Below are 17903 nucleotides of genomic sequence, written 5' to 3'. Positions count from 1 at the left end.
GCGCCGGGAGATCCGACCGACGTTCGCGCCAAGCCCGCGAAACTCCACGAGACACGTGGTTCGACAGCGTTCGGCACGGCGTTCGCTTTGGACCTGCCCACGATGCACCGCGGACGAGCGCCCCCATGGCCCCCACGACACCCTCACGCCGGCAAGGTCACCCGCCGCGCGCCCCGGCCCACGCACCCGCCGGAGGTCACTCGTCGTTCTAGGTCGGCCACGTGAGACCCGCGCGGAAGGCCTTCGCGCGCGGAGGGGGCAACGCGCCCTCGATCTCGGCCTCGACGACCGGGGCGTAGAACGAGTCGGGCCCGACACGCTCCCAGAGGCGCTGGAAGGTCGCGTCGAACGCTGGGTCGATGGTTTTCCCCCGCGCCTTCGCGTGACGTGCGGCGCTGAGGAGACCGATCAAGATCTGCGCACCACCGCCCCAGCTCGGGAGCTTCTTCGTGATCTCCTTCGCGGCCTTCTCGCCTTCGGCGCCGAGCGCGACGCTCACGTCGGCGAGGAGCCCCGCGACGCGCGTGCGGTAGTCCTTCATGTAGGGTTTCCCGGAGAAGCCCGCGTCCTTCATCGACGTCGCGTGGGCGTCGAGCACGTCGTAGGCCTCGCCCGTCGCGATCTCCTTCCAGGCGGCGAGCGCCTTCGCGGCCGGCAGCGCCTTCCACGCACGGAGCACGTCGTCGCGCTCCACGTGCCCCGATCCGACCGACGCGACCGCCCACCACACCGGCACCGACCGACCGCCCACGTGAACGCGCTCGTCGCTCGGGCCCTGCTTTTCCCGGCCAAGGAACCGCGCGAGGTGCGCGTCCCGATCGAAGAGCCCCGAGGTCTGCAGATCGACCGGGAGGTCGAGATCGAGCAAGAGCTCCGCGAAGGCGCGCTCCTCCTTCGTGAGCTCGTCGGGGTGGCGCTTCGGGTAGACCTTCCACGACGGGAACACACCCAGCGCGTCGCACGCGCGGCTCACCTGAGCCCGGCTCCCCGCGGCGGCGAGCGCGCGAATCTCCGCGAGGCGCGCCTCGAACGAAGCCGGGGCGTCGGCCTTGCTCCCCTTCGTCGCTTTGGGCGCGGCGGTCGCTTCGGGCGGCGTGCGGAAGGTGAGCCGCTCGTGGAGCCCGAGCTCCTTCGCGGAGGCCTTGTACGCGTCGGCGAGGGCCGCGTAGACCGCAGCGTCGCCTTCGTCGAGGTGGAACGCGTGCTGCTCGGCGCCGCCGACGACCCTGGGCTTGCCGGCAGCGAAGAGCGCGGCGCTCCCAAAGGGCCACACGAGGAGCTGGAAGCGCGCGACGTTGCCCTCGAGCACGTCGACGAGCTGGAACGAGACCTCGTCGTCCTCGCGCGCCTCCGCCGCGGAGCCGAGCCCCTCGGCCTCGAGCACGACCGCGAGCTGCTTTTTGTCGACCGCCGTGGGCTTGCCGCGGAGCGGGTCACGAACGTTCGCGAGCGTGAAGGCCGGATGCGCGGCCTTGGTGGGCGTGGTGGGCTTGGGCTTGGTGGCCTTGGGGCTTGGTGGCCTTGGTGGCCTTGGTGGCCTTGGGCTTGGGCGGGACCTTCGCCGTAGTCTTGGGCGCCTTGGTTGTCGTCTTCGGCTTCACGGTGCGGGCCATGGGCGCATCGTACGCATGGGCTCGTTGGGGCAGAAGCGCGTTCGCGGGGCGCGCGGGCGGGCGGGAATTTGGTCGACGGGGGGATGGCCCGGGCCACCCCCATGCCGGCCTGGCCACCGCGAGGGACCGAAAAAACCGACCGACGTTCGCGCCAAGTCCGCGAAACTTCAGGAGAGCCGCAAATCGGCTCGGCACGGCACGGCGCTCGCATTCACCCCGTGCGATGCCTCCCTAACCCAACGCCCCCTCCACCGCGTCGAGCATCCGGGCCCACGTCGGCAAGCCGGGCGGCGCGCTCACGCTCGCGTCGCGCTCGATGGTCACCCGCGTCCCCGCGCCGGCCTCGGTGAGCGTCATCGTCACGCGCACGTCGTTCGGGGATGGCGACTCGTCCGCCGCGGGCCCGTCGCCGCTCGCCTCGCGAATGCCCACGTCGAACACGATACGCGAGGGCCGCTCGACCTCGCGGTACGTGCCGATCGCCCACACGTCACCCAAGTACGGCACCACGATGCACGCGTGAAAGCCCCCACCCGGGCGCGCGTCGAGCCACAACGAGCGCAGCTCGGCCCCCTCGTACGCGAGCCACGCGCGCACGACCTTCGCGTCGAGCAAGAGGTCGAAGACCACGCCGCGTGGAGCCGCGAGCTCGCGCTCGTGCTCGACGGACACCGAGCGGTTCGTCATTGTCCCGCACCATACTGCGACCCCCTCGGGAGCACGCAAGCCCCGCTTCGGGCGCGTCGCTCGCCGTCGCCGCGTCGTCACCGCGCACGTGTCGCGAGAACGCTCAGCACTGCCACCACGCGGCCGCGCTCTTCGCGTCGGCGCTCGCGGTCACGTACATGAACCCGTCGCCGCAGTTGAGCCCCGGCACGAGCGCCTCGTAGAACCAAAAGAGCACGCGCTGCCCCTCCGGGGCCTCGGCGCCCTGGCACCACGCGACGTGCTCCGCCGAGAGCCCGTGCACCTCGGCGTCCCCCAAGCTGCCCGAGCGCGCCTCTCCGAAGTACGACGAGACCGCGTACGACACCTGATCGTCGTCGAGCTCGTCCTCCGGGCCGTCCTCCACGGTGTCAGGATCGCGGATCGTGTCGAAGTCGTAGGTCGTCGCCTCGAAGGACACCTTCCCCGGCGCCGCGGGCGCGTACCCCTCGGCCGCGCCGAGCACCTTCTCGAGCGGCGTCTCCCCACGCGCGACGTCCTCTGCCGAGAGCATCACCACCTTCGTCTTCGACGTGTCGGGCAGGTACGCCTCGTTGTTCCCGATGTCGTTCACGAACACGGCCACGGCGGCCACGCCCTCCGGCAAGCTCGGCACGATGGCCGCGCGCTCGACCGTGATCACGTGGTGCATCGGCTTGCCCTCGTAGAGCGGCCACGTCTCCCGTGTCATCCCGATGGGCTCCCCGCCGACACGGCTCACGGCGTTCGCAGGGACGGGACCAGGTTTGACGGCGATGCGCACGAGCTTCGACATGGGGATCTCCTTCGCGAGCGCCGAGCACACACGACTTCGAGTTGCCTGTCGAGCACGAAAAGCGGCACTTCCTGCCCGAAATGCCGCGAGGCCCGGGCAGCCATGTGCGCGGGCCTCGTCGTCGTGGGATCGCCCCGTCAGAGCGGGATGTTCGTGTGCTTGCGCGGCGGGTTCGTGTCGCGCTTGTCCTTCAGGAGATCGAGCGAGCGCGAGAGGCGCGCGCGGAGCATGCGCGGGTGGATGACCTCGTCGACGAACCCGAGCTCGGCCGCCTTGTAGGGGTTCGCGAACTTCTCTTTGTAGTCGGCGATGAAGGCGGCGCGCGTCGCCTCGGGGTTCTCGGCCTTGGCGATCTCGCCCTTCCGCACGATGTTGACCGCGCCGTCGGGGCCCATGACGGCGATCTCGGCCGTCGGGAACGCGAGGTTCACGTCGGCGCGGATGTGCTTCGACGCCATGACGTCGTACGCGCCGCCGTACGCCTTGCGGAGGATGACCGTGATCTTGGGCACGGTGGCCTCGGCGAACGCGAAGAGGAGCTTCGCCCCGTGTTTGATGATGCCGCCGTACTCCTGGTCGGTCCCGGGGAGGAAGCCGGGCACGTCCACGAGCGTCACGAGGGGAATGTTGAAGCAGTCGCAGAAGCGCACGAAGCGCGCGGCCTTCATGCTCGCGTCGATGTCGAGCACGCCCGCGAGCACCTGCGGCTGGTTCGCCACGATGCCCACCGAGCGGCCGCCGACACGCGCGAAGCCCACCACGATGTTCGGCGCGTACTGCTCCGCGATCTCGAAGAGGTGACCGTCGTCGACGACGGCCTGGATGACCTCCTTCACGTCGTACGGCTTGTTCGACTCGAGCGGGATCATCGTGTCGAGCGCCGGCACCTCACGGAGCGGCGGATCGTCCGTCTTCTTGAAGGGCGGATCCTCGGTGTTGTTCGACGGCACGAACGAGAGCAGCTCGCGCACCTGGGCGATGCACGTACGATCGTCCTGCGAGGTGAGGTGGCACACGCCGCTCTTGGAAGCGTGGGCCGTGGCGCCGCCGAGGTCCTCCTTGGTGACCTCCTCGTGGGTCACGGCCTTGATGACCTCGGGCCCGGTGATGAACATGTAGCTCGTGCCCTCGACCATCAGGATGAAGTCCGTGATGGCCGGCGAGTACACGGCGCCGCCCGCGCAGGGCCCCATGATGGCGCTGATCTGCGGCACGACGCCGCTCGCGAGCGTGTTGCGGAGGAAGATGTCGGCGTACCCCGCGAGGGACTCGACGCCCTCTTGGATGCGCGCGCCGCCCGAGTCGTTGAGGCCGATGACCGGCGCTCCGACCTTCATGGCCATGTCCATCAGCTTGCAGATCTTCTGCGCGTAGGCCCCCGAGAGCGAGCCGCCGAACACGGTGAAATCCTGAGCGAAGACGAACACTTTGCGACCATCGACGAGCCCGTGCCCGGTGACGACGCCGTCCCCCAGGAACTTCTGGTTCTCCATGCCGAAGTCGGTGCACCGGTGCTGCACGAAGCGGCCGATCTCGACGAACGATCCCGGGTCGAGCAGGAGGTCGATGCGCTCGCGCGCCGTGAGCTTGCCGCCCTCGTGCTGCTTCTTGATGCGATCGGCGCCTCCGCCGAGGAGGGCCTTCTGGTCGAGCGCGTCGAGGATGGCGGCGGGGTTCGTCGGGGCTTTCGTCTCGGGCTGGCTCATGGCCGAAACCTCTAGCGAAAAGCGGGTCGGGTCGACGAAAAAAACAGCCGGCCCCGGCGCGCGGCGTGTCGCCCGAACGGGCCCTTTCGCGCCCGGCCGTCCGAGGCTACGACGACGGAAGAGGTCGGCCACGAGGGGCGCGAAGCGAGCGAAGGCGCCCCGAGTGCGCCCCTTTTGGCCGAAACCTCGCCGAAAAGTCGCGCTTTCGAAAAGGCTGCTATCCTCCGAAGCTCACCATGTCGCAGGTCCCTCCTACGTCGCCCTACCCGCAGCCCGGCGAGGTCATCGACGGCAAATACAAGGTGGAGCGCGTGCTCGGCCAGGGCGGCATGGGCGCCGTGGTCAAGGCCGTGCACCTCGTCTTGCGCGCCCCGGTCGCGCTCAAGTTCATGAACCCGCAGTACGTCGAGGTTCAGGGCGCGGTCGACCGCTTCTTGAACGAGGGCGTCGCGTCGAAGCGCATCGCGAGCGATCACGTGCTCCACGTGGACGACGTGGGCAAGCTGCCCTCGGGCGCGCCGTACCTCGTCATGGACTGCCTCGACGGGCGCGACCTCGCGCAGGTGCTCGAGGCCGAGGGAAAACCCGGGCTCCCGGCCATGCGCGCCGTGGGCTTCGTGCTCCAGATCCTGCGCGGGCTCCAGGCGGCGCACGCGGCGCAGATCATCCACCGCGACATGAAGCCGTCGAACTGCTTCGTCATCCACAAAGATGGCGACGACGACTTCGTGAAGATCCTCGACTTCGGCATCTCGAAGATCCAAGACCCGGGCAGCCAGTCGCTCACGCAGACGCACTCGGCGCTCGGCACGCCGCTCTACATGTCGGCCGAGCAGGCGCGCTCCCCAAAGAGGTCGACGCGCGGAGCGATCTCTATTCGGTGGCGGTCATTTTGTACGAGCTCCTCTCGGGCCGAACGCCCTTCCGCGCCGAGAGCGGGCAGCTCACCGAGCTCCTCTTCAAGCTGTTCACCGCCGATCCCGACCCGCTCGACGAGCTCGTCCCCGATCTGCCCCCCGGGTTGTGGGACGTGGTGCGCAAGGGCCTCGCGCGCGAGCCCATCGACAGGTACGCGTCGGCGCTGCTCTTCGCCGAGGCGCTCGAGCCCTTCACCGACGAGAAAGGCCGCGCCCTCATCGCGCGCATGCAGAGGTTCGTCGCCCCGGAGGACGCCGGGCGCGCATCTCGGGCCATTCCCCCTTCCGCCGTGGCGTTCTCGGAGCTCGTCAAGGGCGCGTCCCTCGGCGGCACACCCCTCGCAGGTGGCGTCTCCCAAGCGCAAGCCGAGGCCGCCGTGCGCACCCTCGGCATGGCCGGGACCGAGGTCGATCGCCGGAGCTCCGTGCCCCCGCCTGCGGCCGGCACACCTCCTCCTCCGCCCCATGGGCCCGCGGGCACCGTGGCCATGCCCGATCGCCCGAGCGCCATGGGAGGCATCGCGGCCCCGCGCGTACCACGCGAGAACGACGTCACCTACCCCCGCCCCGAAGGCGGAAACCTCGGCTCGTCGGCCCCCGCCCTGTCGGCCACCCAGCCCACACGCGACACACAAGCGGGCTCGCAGCGCATGCTCATCACCGGCGCAGGCATCGCGCTCGCCGCGGTCGTGGTCGCGATCGGCATCGCCAAGCTCACGGCGGCCCCCGTCCCCGCGAACGTAAGCGGGGAGCCGAAGCCTACGGCCCTCCCGAGTGTCGCCACGCCGCCCCCCGTCGCCGACAAGGCGTCGGCGGCGCCGTCCACGTCGGCCGCACCATCGGCGACCCCCTCCGCCTCGGCCCACGCGGCCCAGCCCAAGCCGACCGGCGCCGCGCCAAAGCCGCAGCCCACCCACGTCTTGCAAACCGGCATCCAAAACTGAGGTAGGCTCGAGGGTCCGGGCCCCTCGCCGCCCGCACTTCTCCGGGCTCGTCGCACCCGTGCGCGTGCCCCAAAGGAACCCCGGCCGATGCGAACCATCCCTTCCCGTCCCAGGCTCTCGGGCGCGCTCGCGGGCGTGCTCATCGGCGCGCTCGTGGCCCCCATGCTCCCGGTCACGGCCCTCGCCCAGCCCAAGCCCGCCGCGGCCAAACCAGGGAAATCGAAGACGATTCGTGAAGAGCTGCCCCCCGCCGTGCACGCGAAATGGGACACGGCGGTCGTGCTCTACGGGGCGGCCAACTGGAGCGCCGCGCGCACCGAGTTCATGGACGTCTACCGCGAGACCAAGAACCCGCGCGTGCTCTTCAACGTCGCCGTGTGCGACAAGAACACCGGCCACTACGCCCGCGCGATCGAGGTGCTCAAACAAGAGCTCTCCGAGGGCGCCGGCAAGCTCTCCCCCGAGGAAGAGACCCGCGCCAAAGAGACCGCCGCGGGCCTCGAGGCGTTCGTCGTCGAGCTCGTCGTGAGCGTGAGCGAGCCCGGCGCCAAGATCTACGTCGACGACGTCGAGGTCGGAGTATCCCCGCTCGCGAGCCCCCTCCGGGTCGACATCGGCGAGCGGCGCCTCGCCGCCAAGAAGGCCGGCTACGCCGACGCGTCGACCGTCAAATCGTTCCCGCAGGGAAAAAAGCCCGATCCCATCGAGCTCAAGCTCGAGGCGATCGCCAAGCTCGGCACGATCACGGTGCAGGTCTCGGGCGCCCCGAACGCCACCGTGCGCATCGACGGCAAAGAGGTGGGCGCCTCGCCCTACACGGGCAAGCTTGTCATCCGTTCGGAGCCTTACGTGGTCGAGGCCGATGCGCCAGGATTTGCGACGGCCAAGCAGTCGGTCGTCATGAAAGAGGGCGAGGCCGCCGCGGTCTCGCTCGGCCTCTCCAAAGAGCAACGCCAAGGCAAGCTCATCGTCACCACCAAGCCCGAAGGCGCCACGATCCTCATCGACGGAAAGGTCGTCGGCTCGACGCGCTTCGAGGGCGCGGTGGACGCGGGCCCCCACCTCGTCACCGCCAAAAAGAATGGCTTTTACACCTACAACCTCGACGTCGAAGTGCCGAAGGGCGGCGAGCGCCCCGTCACCGCCATCCTCAACGAGGACAAGGCCCCGAGCTTCGGCCCGTGGCTCATCGGCACCGTCGTGGTCATCGGCGTGGGCATCGGCGCGGCCGCCGTGCTCTTCGCGCCGAAAGATCAGGATCCGTACCGCGGTACGCTCCCTCCCTACATCGTCGAGCACCAGTAGCCGCGGGCGCCCCGCACTTTTCTTCGTTAAACTAGGGGTTTGCCCCAAGGAGACTGCCGCATGAAGCTCCGCACCATCGCCACGCTCGCCGCCCTCGGCACCTCCGCGCTCGTCTGGAGCGGCTGCGAGGGGAAGAAGCAGACCGAGCTCGTCGCGGGCATCTCGACCCAGGTGCGCGTCCCGAAGGACCTGAAGACCATCCGCGTCGACGTGCTCGTGGGCGGCACGCAGGTGAAGTGCGACTCGTACCGCGTCTTCGACGGCAAGGTGCAGCTCCCCCGCACGCTCGGCACGCTCCCCATCGACGACTCGAACCGCGGCCTCCCCCTCACGATCACGGTCGCCGGCTACTCCGAGGAGCGCCAAGACGCGACGACGGTCGACCAGTTCGCCGACTGCGTGAACACGCCCATCCAGCTCGGGACCGAGGCCGCGAAAGGCCGCATCTTGCGTTCGTCGCGGCAGACGTACACGCCCGAGAAGATCCTCTTTTTGCCGATGCCGCTCTCGTTTTCGTGCTTCGACAAGACGAACTGCAAGTCCGAGGAGACGTGCAAGGCCGGCCGGTGCGCCCCGGTCGACACCGACTCGTCCAAGCTCGCCGAGTTCGACGAGCGCATGGTGAACGGCGCCGCCACCACGTGCTTCAACGTCGAGACGTGCGTGAACCTCACCGGGCAGACGCCCATCTTGCTCGACGCCGACAAGTGCATCTACGCGCACCCGGGCTCTCCCGGCGCCCCGAGCTACCCCGGCATCACCATCCCGAAGGACGGCGACGGCCTCAACGTGCGCGCCTTCTTCGACGGCGGCGAGGTGGCCGAGGTCCTCGACCAAGATCCGGACGAGGGCTACTTCATCCCCGACGCGTCCAAGCCGCAGCAATTCCAGCTGGCGCCGGGCCTGTGCGACATGGTCAAGGGCCAGGATCCCGACGGCAAGGTCCCCGCGCACCGCATCAGCGGCCTCAAGAGCTCGGGCGTGTGCCAGTCGAAGACGCAGCGCCAGCCCCTCTGCGACGGCGACGTCTTCAAGGCCATGACGGGCAACCCCGCCGGCACGATCACGCCGCTCGCGGGCACCTGCCAGACCTTCGAGGTGAAGCCCACCCCGAGCGCGCTCGTCGTCCTCCTCGACGGCTCGGTGCGCATGTCGGACTTCTACAAAGACACGACGGTCACGCGCACCCTCGGCCTCTCGCTCGCCGACCCGGTGTTCGAGGCGATGCAGCTCGGGCTCAAGGTCATCCCGCAAGACATCGACTGCGGCACGCGCACCTTCAAGCTCCTCGACGTCCCGATGCAGCCCGCGCTCAAGGCGCAGAAGGCCGTGGCCACCACCATCGCCGACTTCGTCTCCGGCACACGCGCGCTCGAGCCCATCACCACGCCCCTCCGCGCCGACGGCTCGCTCGAGTCTGCGTACGCCAAGCTGAACGAGGCCGAGTTCTCCGGCTTCAGCCGCAAGGGCGTGCTCCTCATCGGCAACAAGGACTTCGCCACGACCAAGTGCACGGCGGGCACCCCGCTCGTCGACGTCGTGCGCAAAGGGAAGATCCCGACCTACACGCTGCTGCTCGGCACCGACGGCACGGTCGAGCCCGAGCTCGAGCAGGCCTCCCGCGAGGCCGCCGACACCTTCAAGCTCTACGACGCCCGCAAAGACCAGGCTCGCGGCAGCGACGCCCTCAGCCAGATCACGCGCGACCTCAGCTCGTGCCTCTACGGCGTGCCCGGCGGCAAGCAGGTCGACGGCAAGTCGGTCGTCTCGTACTACGACCCCGTCCGCCGGGAGACCATTCGGGTGAAGGCCTCCCAAGACTGCTCCGACAAGAACGGGTACACGGTCGAGGGAGGGCGCATCCGGTTCTGCCCGACGGCGTGCGACGCCTTCGTCGGCACCCTCAAGGACCGCTCGCTCCTCGCGCTCTCGGTCGGCTCGCAGGCCCAGCCGGTGCCCGTGTTCGCCTCGACCGGCTGCGAGTAGCGGCACGGCGGGCGGAATTTGACGCGGATGCCGTTCGGGCATGCCTTGGCGCGTAAATTGATTCATTTCATGTGTTTGGCGCGAACGTCGGTCGGTCCTCACGGGTCGGCGGTCGGTCCTCACGGGTCGGTTCGGGCCTCGGTCGGCCCGTCGGCCACGTGAGCTACCGGCAACCGAACATGCTGCGCCGGCACCTCACGCCGCGCGGCCTCGAAGCCTCACGAGAGGTCCACGGGCATCGTCCACCTTCCGGGATTCGCGGCCCTTTGCCGTGGCATGCCGACGTCATCACGGCGCGCATGCTCGTGGCCCCCGAAGACAGCGCCCCCGACTCCACCCCGCGACACTGGCAGGGTCGACCGAGCGACACACCGACGCGGCCCGGCATTCGCGCCGTGCGGCCCAAGATCGTCCCCCCCGACGGTGCGGTCGAGGAAGAGGTCGTGCTCTCCCGACGCGACCCCGCTGCGAGGACTGAGGCGCGACGCGAAAACCCGAGGTGTATGCTCCGAAGATGCGCCTCGCGAATCTCCTGGCCGTCGTGCCGCTCGCCACCCTCGTCGCGTGCACCCTGGTGACGACGCCGGCCACGCAGCCCACGCCGGACGCCGACGTCCCCGTGGCCGACGCCGCAAGCCCCCCGACGGCCGATGCAGCCCCGGGCGTCGACGCCTCCGCACCCGACGCGCCCATCGCCACGGGATGCGACGCGCCCATCGCGCCCCCGCCCGCCGCGCTCGGCCTCTCCCCCTTCTACAAGAAGCACCTCGACGCGACCGGCCTTCCCGTCGTCGCCTCCGACAAGGTGAGCGACGGCGCCCTCCGCCAAGCCTGCCGCATCGCCTCCAAGATGCTCTCGTTCCGCTCGGACGTGCGCGCCGCGATGACGTCGAAGAAGGCACGCCTCGCCGTGATGGCCCGCAGCGAGGTGACGACCGACGTCCCCGAGCACGCCGATCTCTACCAAGCCTTCCCCGGCACCGACTGGAACGTGCGCGCCCGCGGCCTCGGCGGAACCGTCGCGCGCCCCGCCACGTCGTGCGCCGAAGAGAACCTCCTCTGCGACACGAAGGACCCGTACGTCGGCGAGAACATCCTCGTGCACGAGCTCTCGCACGGCATCGTGAACCTCGGCGTCACCTTCGCCGACACGACGTTCCAAGGCCGCCTCGACACGGCCTACAGGAGCGCGATCGCCGCCGGAAAATGGAAGGACACCTACGCGGGCTCGAACGTCGAGGAGTACTTCGCCGAGGGCGTGCAGTCGTACTTCGACACGAACCTCCAGGCGAGCCCGCCGAACGGAATCCACAACGACGTGAACACGCGCGCCGAGCTCCTCGCCTACGATCCTGCGCTGCACGCGCTCGTGGCCGAGGTCTTCGGGCCCGACGTGTGGACACCGAAGTGCCCGTGATCTCGGGTACTTGTCGCGCGCCCTGCCTCGTGGGAGAAGGTGCGCGATGATCGTGCTCGGCATCGAGACCTCGTGCGACGAGACGGCCGCCGCGCTCGTCGACCACGAGGGCCGCGTGCTCTCCGACGTGGTCGAGAGCCAGGTCGCCCTCCACGCCCCGTACGGCGGGGTCATCCCCGAGCTCGCCTCGCGGGATCACCTGACGAACCTGCCGCACGTGGTGACGCTCGCCCTCTCGAAGGCCGAGAAGACGCTCGACGACGTGGGCCTCGTCGCGGTCACGTGCCGCCCCGGGCTCGTCGGCGCGCTCGTCGTGGGTGTGCAAGTGGCGAAGGGCCTCGCGTGGGCGAAGGGCATCCCGCTCGTCGGCGTGGACCACCTCGTCGGGCACCTCTTCGCGAACGAGCTCCGTCGTGGCGACGCCCCCGCGAGGCCCCCCGAGAGACCGTTCGTCGCGCTGCTCGTCTCGGGCGGGCACACGGCGATTTACCGAGTGGACGGCCCGCTGCCCGAGCAAATTCGCGAGCTCGGCGCCACCCGCGACGACGCGGCCGGCGAGGCCTTCGACAAGGTCGCGAAGCTCCTCGGCCTCGGGTACCCGGGGGGGCCCGTGGTCGATCGGCTCGCGCGCACGGCCACGCCAGACCCTGAGATGTTCCTCGCGCCGATGGCCAGCACGAAGACGCTCGACATGAGCTTCTCGGGCCTGAAGACCCAGGTGGTGCAGCACGTGGCGAAGTACGGCGTCCCCACGGGAGACGCGCTCGCCACGGTGTGCGCGTCGTTCCAAGCCACGGCGACCAAGGTGCTCACCGACAAGGTGATCGCGGCCGCCGTGCGCGAAGGCGTACGCGACGTCGTCATTGGCGGCGGTGTCGCGGCGAACCGAGAGCTCCGCACGCGTGTGACCGAGGCCTGCGAGGCGCGTGGCATGGTCGCGCACCTGCCGGACCTCGCGAGCGCCACCGACAACGCCGCCATGATCGCCTACGCCGGAGCCCTCGCGCACACCGCCGGGGTCGTGCACGGCCCCGACCTCGCCGCCACGAGCGTCACGTCGTTGCCGCGGGAGACACGCAAGGGCCGCGGGGTGCGCTGAGCGAGGCGCCTCCGAACCGCACGCTCGTCGCGAGTCCCCACGGAGGCGGGCAAGACCGCCACCAAGGTGCTTGCGGAGAAGGGATCGGGGCGCCGTGCACGAGGGGCGCCACGACGTCGTCTTCGGGGGCGCTCGCGTGCCCGGACGCGGCTCTCGCGACGGGCCCTGGCGACCGCCCCACTCACCCAGAGTTACTATCGAGTAACCATCGGAAATCGTTCGGATCACGTCACTGTTCCGGCGCCGTAACAGTGGGCCCCCGGAGGGGTCCGTTTCGGGGCCTCGGAGCGGGCACGGCGGTCATTCGAGGAGCGCGTCGAGCGCTCCGCAGAGCTTCTCGTGTTGGTCGCGGTACGCCTTCCCGAACCCTTCGCGGTGGTGGACCTTGTCGAGCGCGCTCGGGTACGGGATGGGGATCCAGGTTCCGAGTCGGTCCATCGCGTCGAAGAAGGGGGCGTCCAACACGAAGCGCTCCGTGAGGTGCGCGTACTTCTTGCGAAGGCCGCTCGGGGTGACGATGCCCGCGAGCGTCGGGTGCGTCCGCGAAAGGTCGGCGAGGAGGCCGCTCGCGACGAGCTCGTCCAGCGTGGCGCTCCCGTCGAAGTAGGCATTCCAATACGTGCCGATGTAGCCAATCGCCATCGGGTTCGAGCTCGCGTCGTCGGAGGCGTTGCCTTCGTGCCCGTACCCGTAACGAAGATCCACGTCGCGGATCTCGAGGTCGAAGAGCCGCCACGCCTGACGCTCGTGGAGCTTCTTCCCGACGAGCTTGGGCGCTTCCTGGAGCGCCTCCCGCGCGTCGCTCGAGACCCGCGCCGTCGCTCGCGGCGTGAGGCTGCACTCGAGCAGCGTCGCGAGGAACGCGGGGCCCAGCTTCGTGTACCTCGGGTGATGGACGACGTGGGCGATCAACGCGCGCGCCTGCATGCGCGCGAGCACGAGGCCGAGCCGCAGGCCGGGGCGGAACGCGAACGCGCGCGAGACGGCGTGGATGTCCTCGCGTGTGTCGGGTCGGTAGGGGAACGTGTCCCAGAGCGGCCGATCGAAGCGGGCACGCACGTCGGCATCGGAGAAGAGCGGCGCGTACCGCGGGAGGCTCGGGATGCGCGCGCGGAGCCTCTGGTAGTCGGCGAGCTCCGCGGCCTGCACCGGGACGTCCTTGCGCGAGAGCTCGTCGTTGTCCGACCCGTAGAAGCCCGGCCAATCCGGGTACATGGAGAAGATCGGCCGCGCGCGTGGGCCGTGGCAGGTGTCGCATCCTCTCGACTCGAGCTTCGGCGCGCCCGGGGCGATCGGGAAGTCGATCGACGACAGCTCGAAGCGACCGCTCTCGAGGTCGAATTCGTGCATGTCGAGGCGCTGTCCGTTCGTCTGCTTCGGCCCGCCGCCGTTGTAGCTCACGACGAGGCCGCGCCCCTCGTCCCACGCGATGACGCGCGGCGCGTCCGGATCGGCGCTCTGGCTCACGCGCGTCTCGACGAGGTGGCCACGCTCGCCGCGCCGCGAGATGCCGTGCTTCAGCACGAAGTTGCGCCTCAGCGCGGGCGGAAAGAGGGCCGGCACACCGTCGAGCGTGACGACGTTCGGGCTCTCGGAGAGGGCGGTCACGATCGCGTCGCGGCCGCGCGGCGGGGGGCGCTCGTGGGCGGCGTCCGGGGCCGCGCTGTCCGGGGCCGCGCTGTCTGGCCCGGAGTCGTAGGCTACGGCCACACGGGCGCTCGGCTCGATCGGCGCGGGCATCTCTCGCGGAGGCGTGGCCCCCGCACATGCGTAGACGCCGCTCGACGCGAGCACGGCGAGCAGCGACAGGTGCGCGAGACGCGCGAGCTTCGGCATGACCCGAACGTACGCGGAGCGGCGCGATCGGGCTACGTGGTGGCGAGCGTCGCACGGGACCGCCCGAGCTCGCGGGCCCGCCCTGGGCGCGCCCTCGGGCGGAGCGCGCCCTACCCTCGTTTTTCCCAGGTTTTCGCCGCTCACGGCGCTCGGCATCGTGGCACGCGCCCTGCACTGAGGTGAGGCACGGTGTGGCGCTCGGCGACACCGCACTTTCGAGGGAGACGACTATGAAACGATCGATCGTCGGTGTGTTGGCGTGCATGACGGTGGTGGGCCTCAGCTTGACGGCCGGCGCGCAGGCGGAGGCTCCGGTTCAGCCCGACTACAAGGTGGTCACGGGCTCCTCGGGAGACCTCGTCTCGGACGACACGTTCGACCTGCAGAGCGTCGTGTCCGGCAGCTCCCTCACGTACAAGCGCCAGGGCACCCTCGGCGGAATCAACCTCGGCTGGGACACGAAGCACGGCGACTACGTCACCATCAAGCGGCAGGCCGGCTCGGGCCCGGTGAAGTACGGCGAGCCGGTCGCCATTCGTGTGCGCCGAGGAAACGACGGAAACTACATCCGCTACAGCCGACGTGATCTCGGCATCAACCTCGACTGGTCGAGCTCCCCGGTCTACGAGTGGAGGATCAAGGGCGGCCAGGACGGCCAGCCGGTCAAGGCCGGCGCCGTCATCGCGATCGTGAGCACGGTCGAGAAGGACAGCCTCGTCTACTGCTACCGAAAGAACGGCGCTTGGCTCAAATGGTCGAAGGACTGCTCGCGCGCCGAGCGTGAGCTCGCCAAGCGCGGCGCCCCGAGCCTCTGAAAAGGACGTCTCTCGCAACTCCGGGCGACCCACGCACCTCGCGAGGGTCGCCCGTCCCTCGATGAGTGTGACGGGCGAGCTTGGGTCGTGCGACCATCGCAGCAAAGGAGACCGCGGGCCGAGGTCCGCGAATACGAACATGGGGGGAGTCGTCTATTTCATTCCGCTCGAGCGGGGCCCGCACGAAGCCGCGCAGCAGAAGGCGCTGCTCGAGACGATTTGGGGTGTGCTCTCGCGACGGATCAACTCCCTCGCCAAGCGCAAGGGGCTCCGCGACATCACGGGCGCCTACCTCGCGATGGAGGCCGGCGACGGCCTCATGGACGGGAGCTGGTTCGCAGACGAACGAAACATCACGTTCTCGTTCGGTGACGCCGCCGGTTTGTGCGTCGGGGAGGCCGACGCGTCGTGGCACTGGACGGAGCTCGTCGCCCTCGAGATGTGGGACGTCCTCTCCGAACGCGCCCGCCTTCACGGCGCCGAGCTCGGACCTCGGCCACGCTCCCTCGAGGCAGCCCTCGCCAAGAACGACCATCCTATCTTCTACTTCGGGACCAAGCTCGCCGTCACTTCGGCCCATCCCGACCCTGGGGACGATCACGAATTCCGCGTGTTCGACTCCGTCTACCCCTTGGCGAAGGTGCCCGCGGCGGACCGGGAGCGCGTCCGCGCCCTCGTCCGAGGAGGCCTTTGCGCGTGCGATCTATGCCAGGCGCTCCGGGCCAAACTGAGCTTGCCGCTCGCGCCCGAGGCCGTTCGGCCCAAGCGCGAGCCAAAACCGAAGGCGAAGGCGAAGCCCACGGCGAAAGCCCAAGTCACGCACGCGACCACGCACACCGATCTCGCGAGCGCGAAATACCTGACCGCGCTCGACGCCAAGCACATCCTGGCCCACCCCGAGGACGCGGTCGTCCTCGACCTGGGGGGCCGTTGGTTCGCTGGGAAGAGCATCTCGCCCAAGCTCCGCAGCGCGCTCCCGTCGATGCCGATTCGAGCCCTCGGCCTCTACCATCATCGGATCCGCGAGCTCTGGCCCGAGGTGTACGAGCTCTCCGATCTCGAGATCCTGTATCTTTACGACACCAACATCCCACGCGGTTTGCCGCCCGAGGTCGGGCGCCTCGAGAAGCTCCGTGCGATCGACCTCGGGTACAATTCGAGATCGGCGCGCTGGGATCCGGCCCTCTTCCGCATCCCCACGCTCGAGGTGGTGCTCGGCCTTGGCGGAGACGAGCCACCCCCCGACCTCCTCGCTCGTCCCGCCCGGCCCCTACGCGTCCTCGACATGGGGTCGTGGCGCCGACCCGGGTCGAAGGCCGCGCGCGAGCTCCGGCTCGAGGCCGCCATCTATCCAGATGGGTTCCTCACGTCGGACGACATGGCCCGAATGCCCCTCCGATTCCTATGGACGTCGAAGGCCACGCTCCCCGAGGGTCACCCGCTCGAGACGCTCGGATTCGACGGCGACGAGCTGCCGCGCTGGGTGGCCGGGCTCCCCGCGCTGCGCCACCTCCACCTCTCCGTCAAGCGTCTACCGGACTGGCTGCCCGAGCTCTCCGGCCTCGAGACGCTGGTCGTACACACCTACAGGGCCGACGCCGACGCCCTACGGCCCCTCGAGCGGATGCGCGCCCTCCGGCGCCTCGGGCTCTTTGCGTTCGATACCATAGCGCTGCCGCTGGATCTCTCGTGCCTCGAGCGCCTCGAGCTCCTCGCGATCTACGGGCCACTCCGCTGGGCCGACATGCCTCGCGGGATCCCGGGCCTCCCGGCTCTGCGCCGCTTCTTTTCGCGCATCCTCACCTCGGGCGAAGATGCGAAGGTCGAGCGCGCCGTCCCCTCCGCCATCGTCGACGGCAACATGGTCCGTCACTGGAACCCCTTCGACCTCTACGGTGCCCTGTCCGCGCCCGGCTCGGCCGAGCGGCTCCTCGCGAAGTTCCGAAACGAGCACTGGCTCGACGACTTTTGAGTCGCCGACTGGCAACGAGAAGTGAAACCTACCTCGAGAGGGACGCCTGGCGCGCTCACGTCGCGGCCTTCGCGTACGGCGTGCTCGGCGCCCCCGCGAAGAGTTACTCGTCGTCCGACCAAGGAGAGCCGGGGGCTTCACGGGGCCGCCTCGGCGTCGTGACGTATCCGAGCGCGGAGCGTTGCCCGTGGCTCGAGGTCGGGCTCGTGTACTGGGACGATGACGGGGATTTCGGAGTGCCCAAAGAGTGGGGCGTGAATTGCGCTGGCCAAGTCGGCACCACGATTGGCTACAAGGTGAAGACAGTGAGCACGCCATCACCTCTGGGCGCAGTCTTGAAACTGCAGGGCCCCCAAAGCGGGCATCCAGGTGACCTCATCGCATAGGAGCGTGACAGTCGAGCCGACCACGGGAAGAACGAACGCCGGTGCGCCGAGATCGACGATGGCCCGAGCGGGCCTCTTGGGTGAGACGAAGCGCACGATCGCCTTCGACTCGAAGCCCTCGGGTCCTTGCTGGGTTTCGGACACGGTCGCCGTCACGAGCAGCGGCGTACCCCGGATCGATCGACGGTCGCCAGTCGCAAGGGCTGCGGCTTCGTTGAGCGTCATGATCCGCGCAGCGGGCTCTCGCGCGATGGCCGCGGCCGAAGGACGCTCGTCTCCGGTCACCGAGCCCACGGCCGCCTTCCCCGTAGGTTCCGCGTCCGCCGCCGGGTTCGACGACTGCTTGCACGCGCCCAGAACGACGAGCGAACCGACGAGGAGGAGCTTCGTTGTCACGTCCTTTGGCATGCCGCGACGCTATCCCTTT

Annotated in this window: 14 protein-coding genes; 7 read left to right on the top strand and 7 right to left on the bottom strand. The window is 69.5% G+C overall.

All coding sequences use genetic code 11. From position 1 onward, the window contains the following. Positions 1-208: 208 nt before the first annotated feature. The 5 genes from IPK71_05870 to IPK71_05850 form a co-directional block, all read right to left on the bottom strand. Positions 209-1384, bottom strand: a complete 1176-nt coding sequence (locus tag IPK71_05870) for a hypothetical protein (protein ID MBK8213262.1) — start codon at positions 1382-1384, stop codon at positions 209-211. A 49-nt stretch (positions 1385-1433) separates the two neighbouring features. Next, positions 1434-1613, bottom strand: coding sequence for a hypothetical protein (locus IPK71_05865; protein ID MBK8213261.1), 180 nt, complete (start codon positions 1611-1613; stop codon positions 1434-1436). A gap of 231 nt (positions 1614-1844) precedes the next feature. Beyond that, positions 1845-2300, bottom strand: coding sequence for an SRPBCC domain-containing protein (locus tag IPK71_05860; GenBank protein ID MBK8213260.1), 456 nt, complete (start codon positions 2298-2300; stop codon positions 1845-1847). 103 nt (positions 2301-2403) lie between these two features. Next, positions 2404-3093, bottom strand: a complete 690-nt coding sequence (locus tag IPK71_05855) for a hypothetical protein (GenBank protein ID MBK8213259.1) — start codon at positions 3091-3093, stop codon at positions 2404-2406. Between the two features lie 137 nt (positions 3094-3230). Next, on the bottom strand, positions 3231-4799 hold the full coding sequence (locus IPK71_05850; GenBank protein ID MBK8213258.1) for an acyl-CoA carboxylase subunit beta: 1569 nt from the start codon (positions 4797-4799) through the stop codon (positions 3231-3233). 236 nt (positions 4800-5035) lie between these two features. Here IPK71_05850 and IPK71_05845 point away from each other — a divergent pair, with 236 nt between their 5' ends. The 5 genes from IPK71_05845 (at position 5036) to tsaD (ending at position 12467) form a co-directional block, all read left to right on the top strand. Continuing rightward, positions 5036-6460 carry a serine/threonine protein kinase gene (locus IPK71_05845; protein MBK8213257.1) on the top strand — a complete coding sequence of 475 codons (1425 nt, stop codon included), beginning with the start codon at positions 5036-5038 and terminating at the stop codon, positions 6458-6460. A 287-nt stretch (positions 6461-6747) separates the two neighbouring features. Further along, positions 6748-7965 (top strand): PEGA domain-containing protein, encoded by a 1218-nt coding sequence (locus IPK71_05840; GenBank protein MBK8213256.1) that lies wholly within the window; start codon positions 6748-6750, stop codon positions 7963-7965. A 60-nt stretch (positions 7966-8025) separates the two neighbouring features. Further along, complete coding sequence (locus tag IPK71_05835; GenBank protein MBK8213255.1) at positions 8026-9951, top strand: hypothetical protein; 1926 nt, start codon at positions 8026-8028, stop codon at positions 9949-9951. Between the two features lie 514 nt (positions 9952-10465). Then, complete coding sequence (locus IPK71_05830) at positions 10466-11368, top strand: hypothetical protein (GenBank protein ID MBK8213254.1); 903 nt, start codon at positions 10466-10468, stop codon at positions 11366-11368. 46 nt (positions 11369-11414) lie between these two features. After that, positions 11415-12467: a tRNA (adenosine(37)-N6)-threonylcarbamoyltransferase complex transferase subunit TsaD gene (gene tsaD, locus IPK71_05825; GenBank protein ID MBK8213253.1), complete on the top strand. Its 1053-nt coding sequence runs from the start codon at positions 11415-11417 to the stop codon at positions 12465-12467. A gap of 300 nt (positions 12468-12767) precedes the next feature. Here the strand turns inward: tsaD and IPK71_05820 are convergent, their stop codons facing one another. Next, positions 12768-14303, bottom strand: a complete 1536-nt coding sequence (locus IPK71_05820) for a hypothetical protein (protein MBK8213252.1) — start codon at positions 14301-14303, stop codon at positions 12768-12770. Between the two features lie 230 nt (positions 14304-14533). Between IPK71_05820 and IPK71_05815 the strand changes: the two genes are divergently transcribed. Both IPK71_05815 and IPK71_05810 read left to right on the top strand, forming a co-directional pair. Further along, on the top strand, positions 14534-15118 hold the full coding sequence (locus IPK71_05815) for a hypothetical protein (GenBank protein MBK8213251.1): 585 nt from the start codon (positions 14534-14536) through the stop codon (positions 15116-15118). Between the two features lie 139 nt (positions 15119-15257). Continuing rightward, positions 15258-17090: a hypothetical protein gene (locus IPK71_05810; GenBank protein MBK8213250.1), complete on the top strand. Its 1833-nt coding sequence runs from the start codon at positions 15258-15260 to the stop codon at positions 17088-17090. A 317-nt stretch (positions 17091-17407) separates the two neighbouring features. Here IPK71_05810 and IPK71_05805 read toward each other — a convergent pair whose 3' ends face one another. Beyond that, entirely contained in the window at positions 17408-17872 is a 465-nt protein-coding gene (locus IPK71_05805) for a hypothetical protein (protein ID MBK8213249.1), read from the bottom strand. Between the last annotated feature and the right edge of the window lie 31 nt (positions 17873-17903).

The organism is Myxococcales bacterium (assembly GCA_016712525.1).
Lineage (GTDB): Bacteria > Myxococcota_A > Polyangia > Polyangiales > Polyangiaceae > JAAFHV01.
The sequence above is the reverse complement of the archived record's forward strand: the minus strand, read 5'-3'. Positions and strand labels throughout refer to the sequence as shown.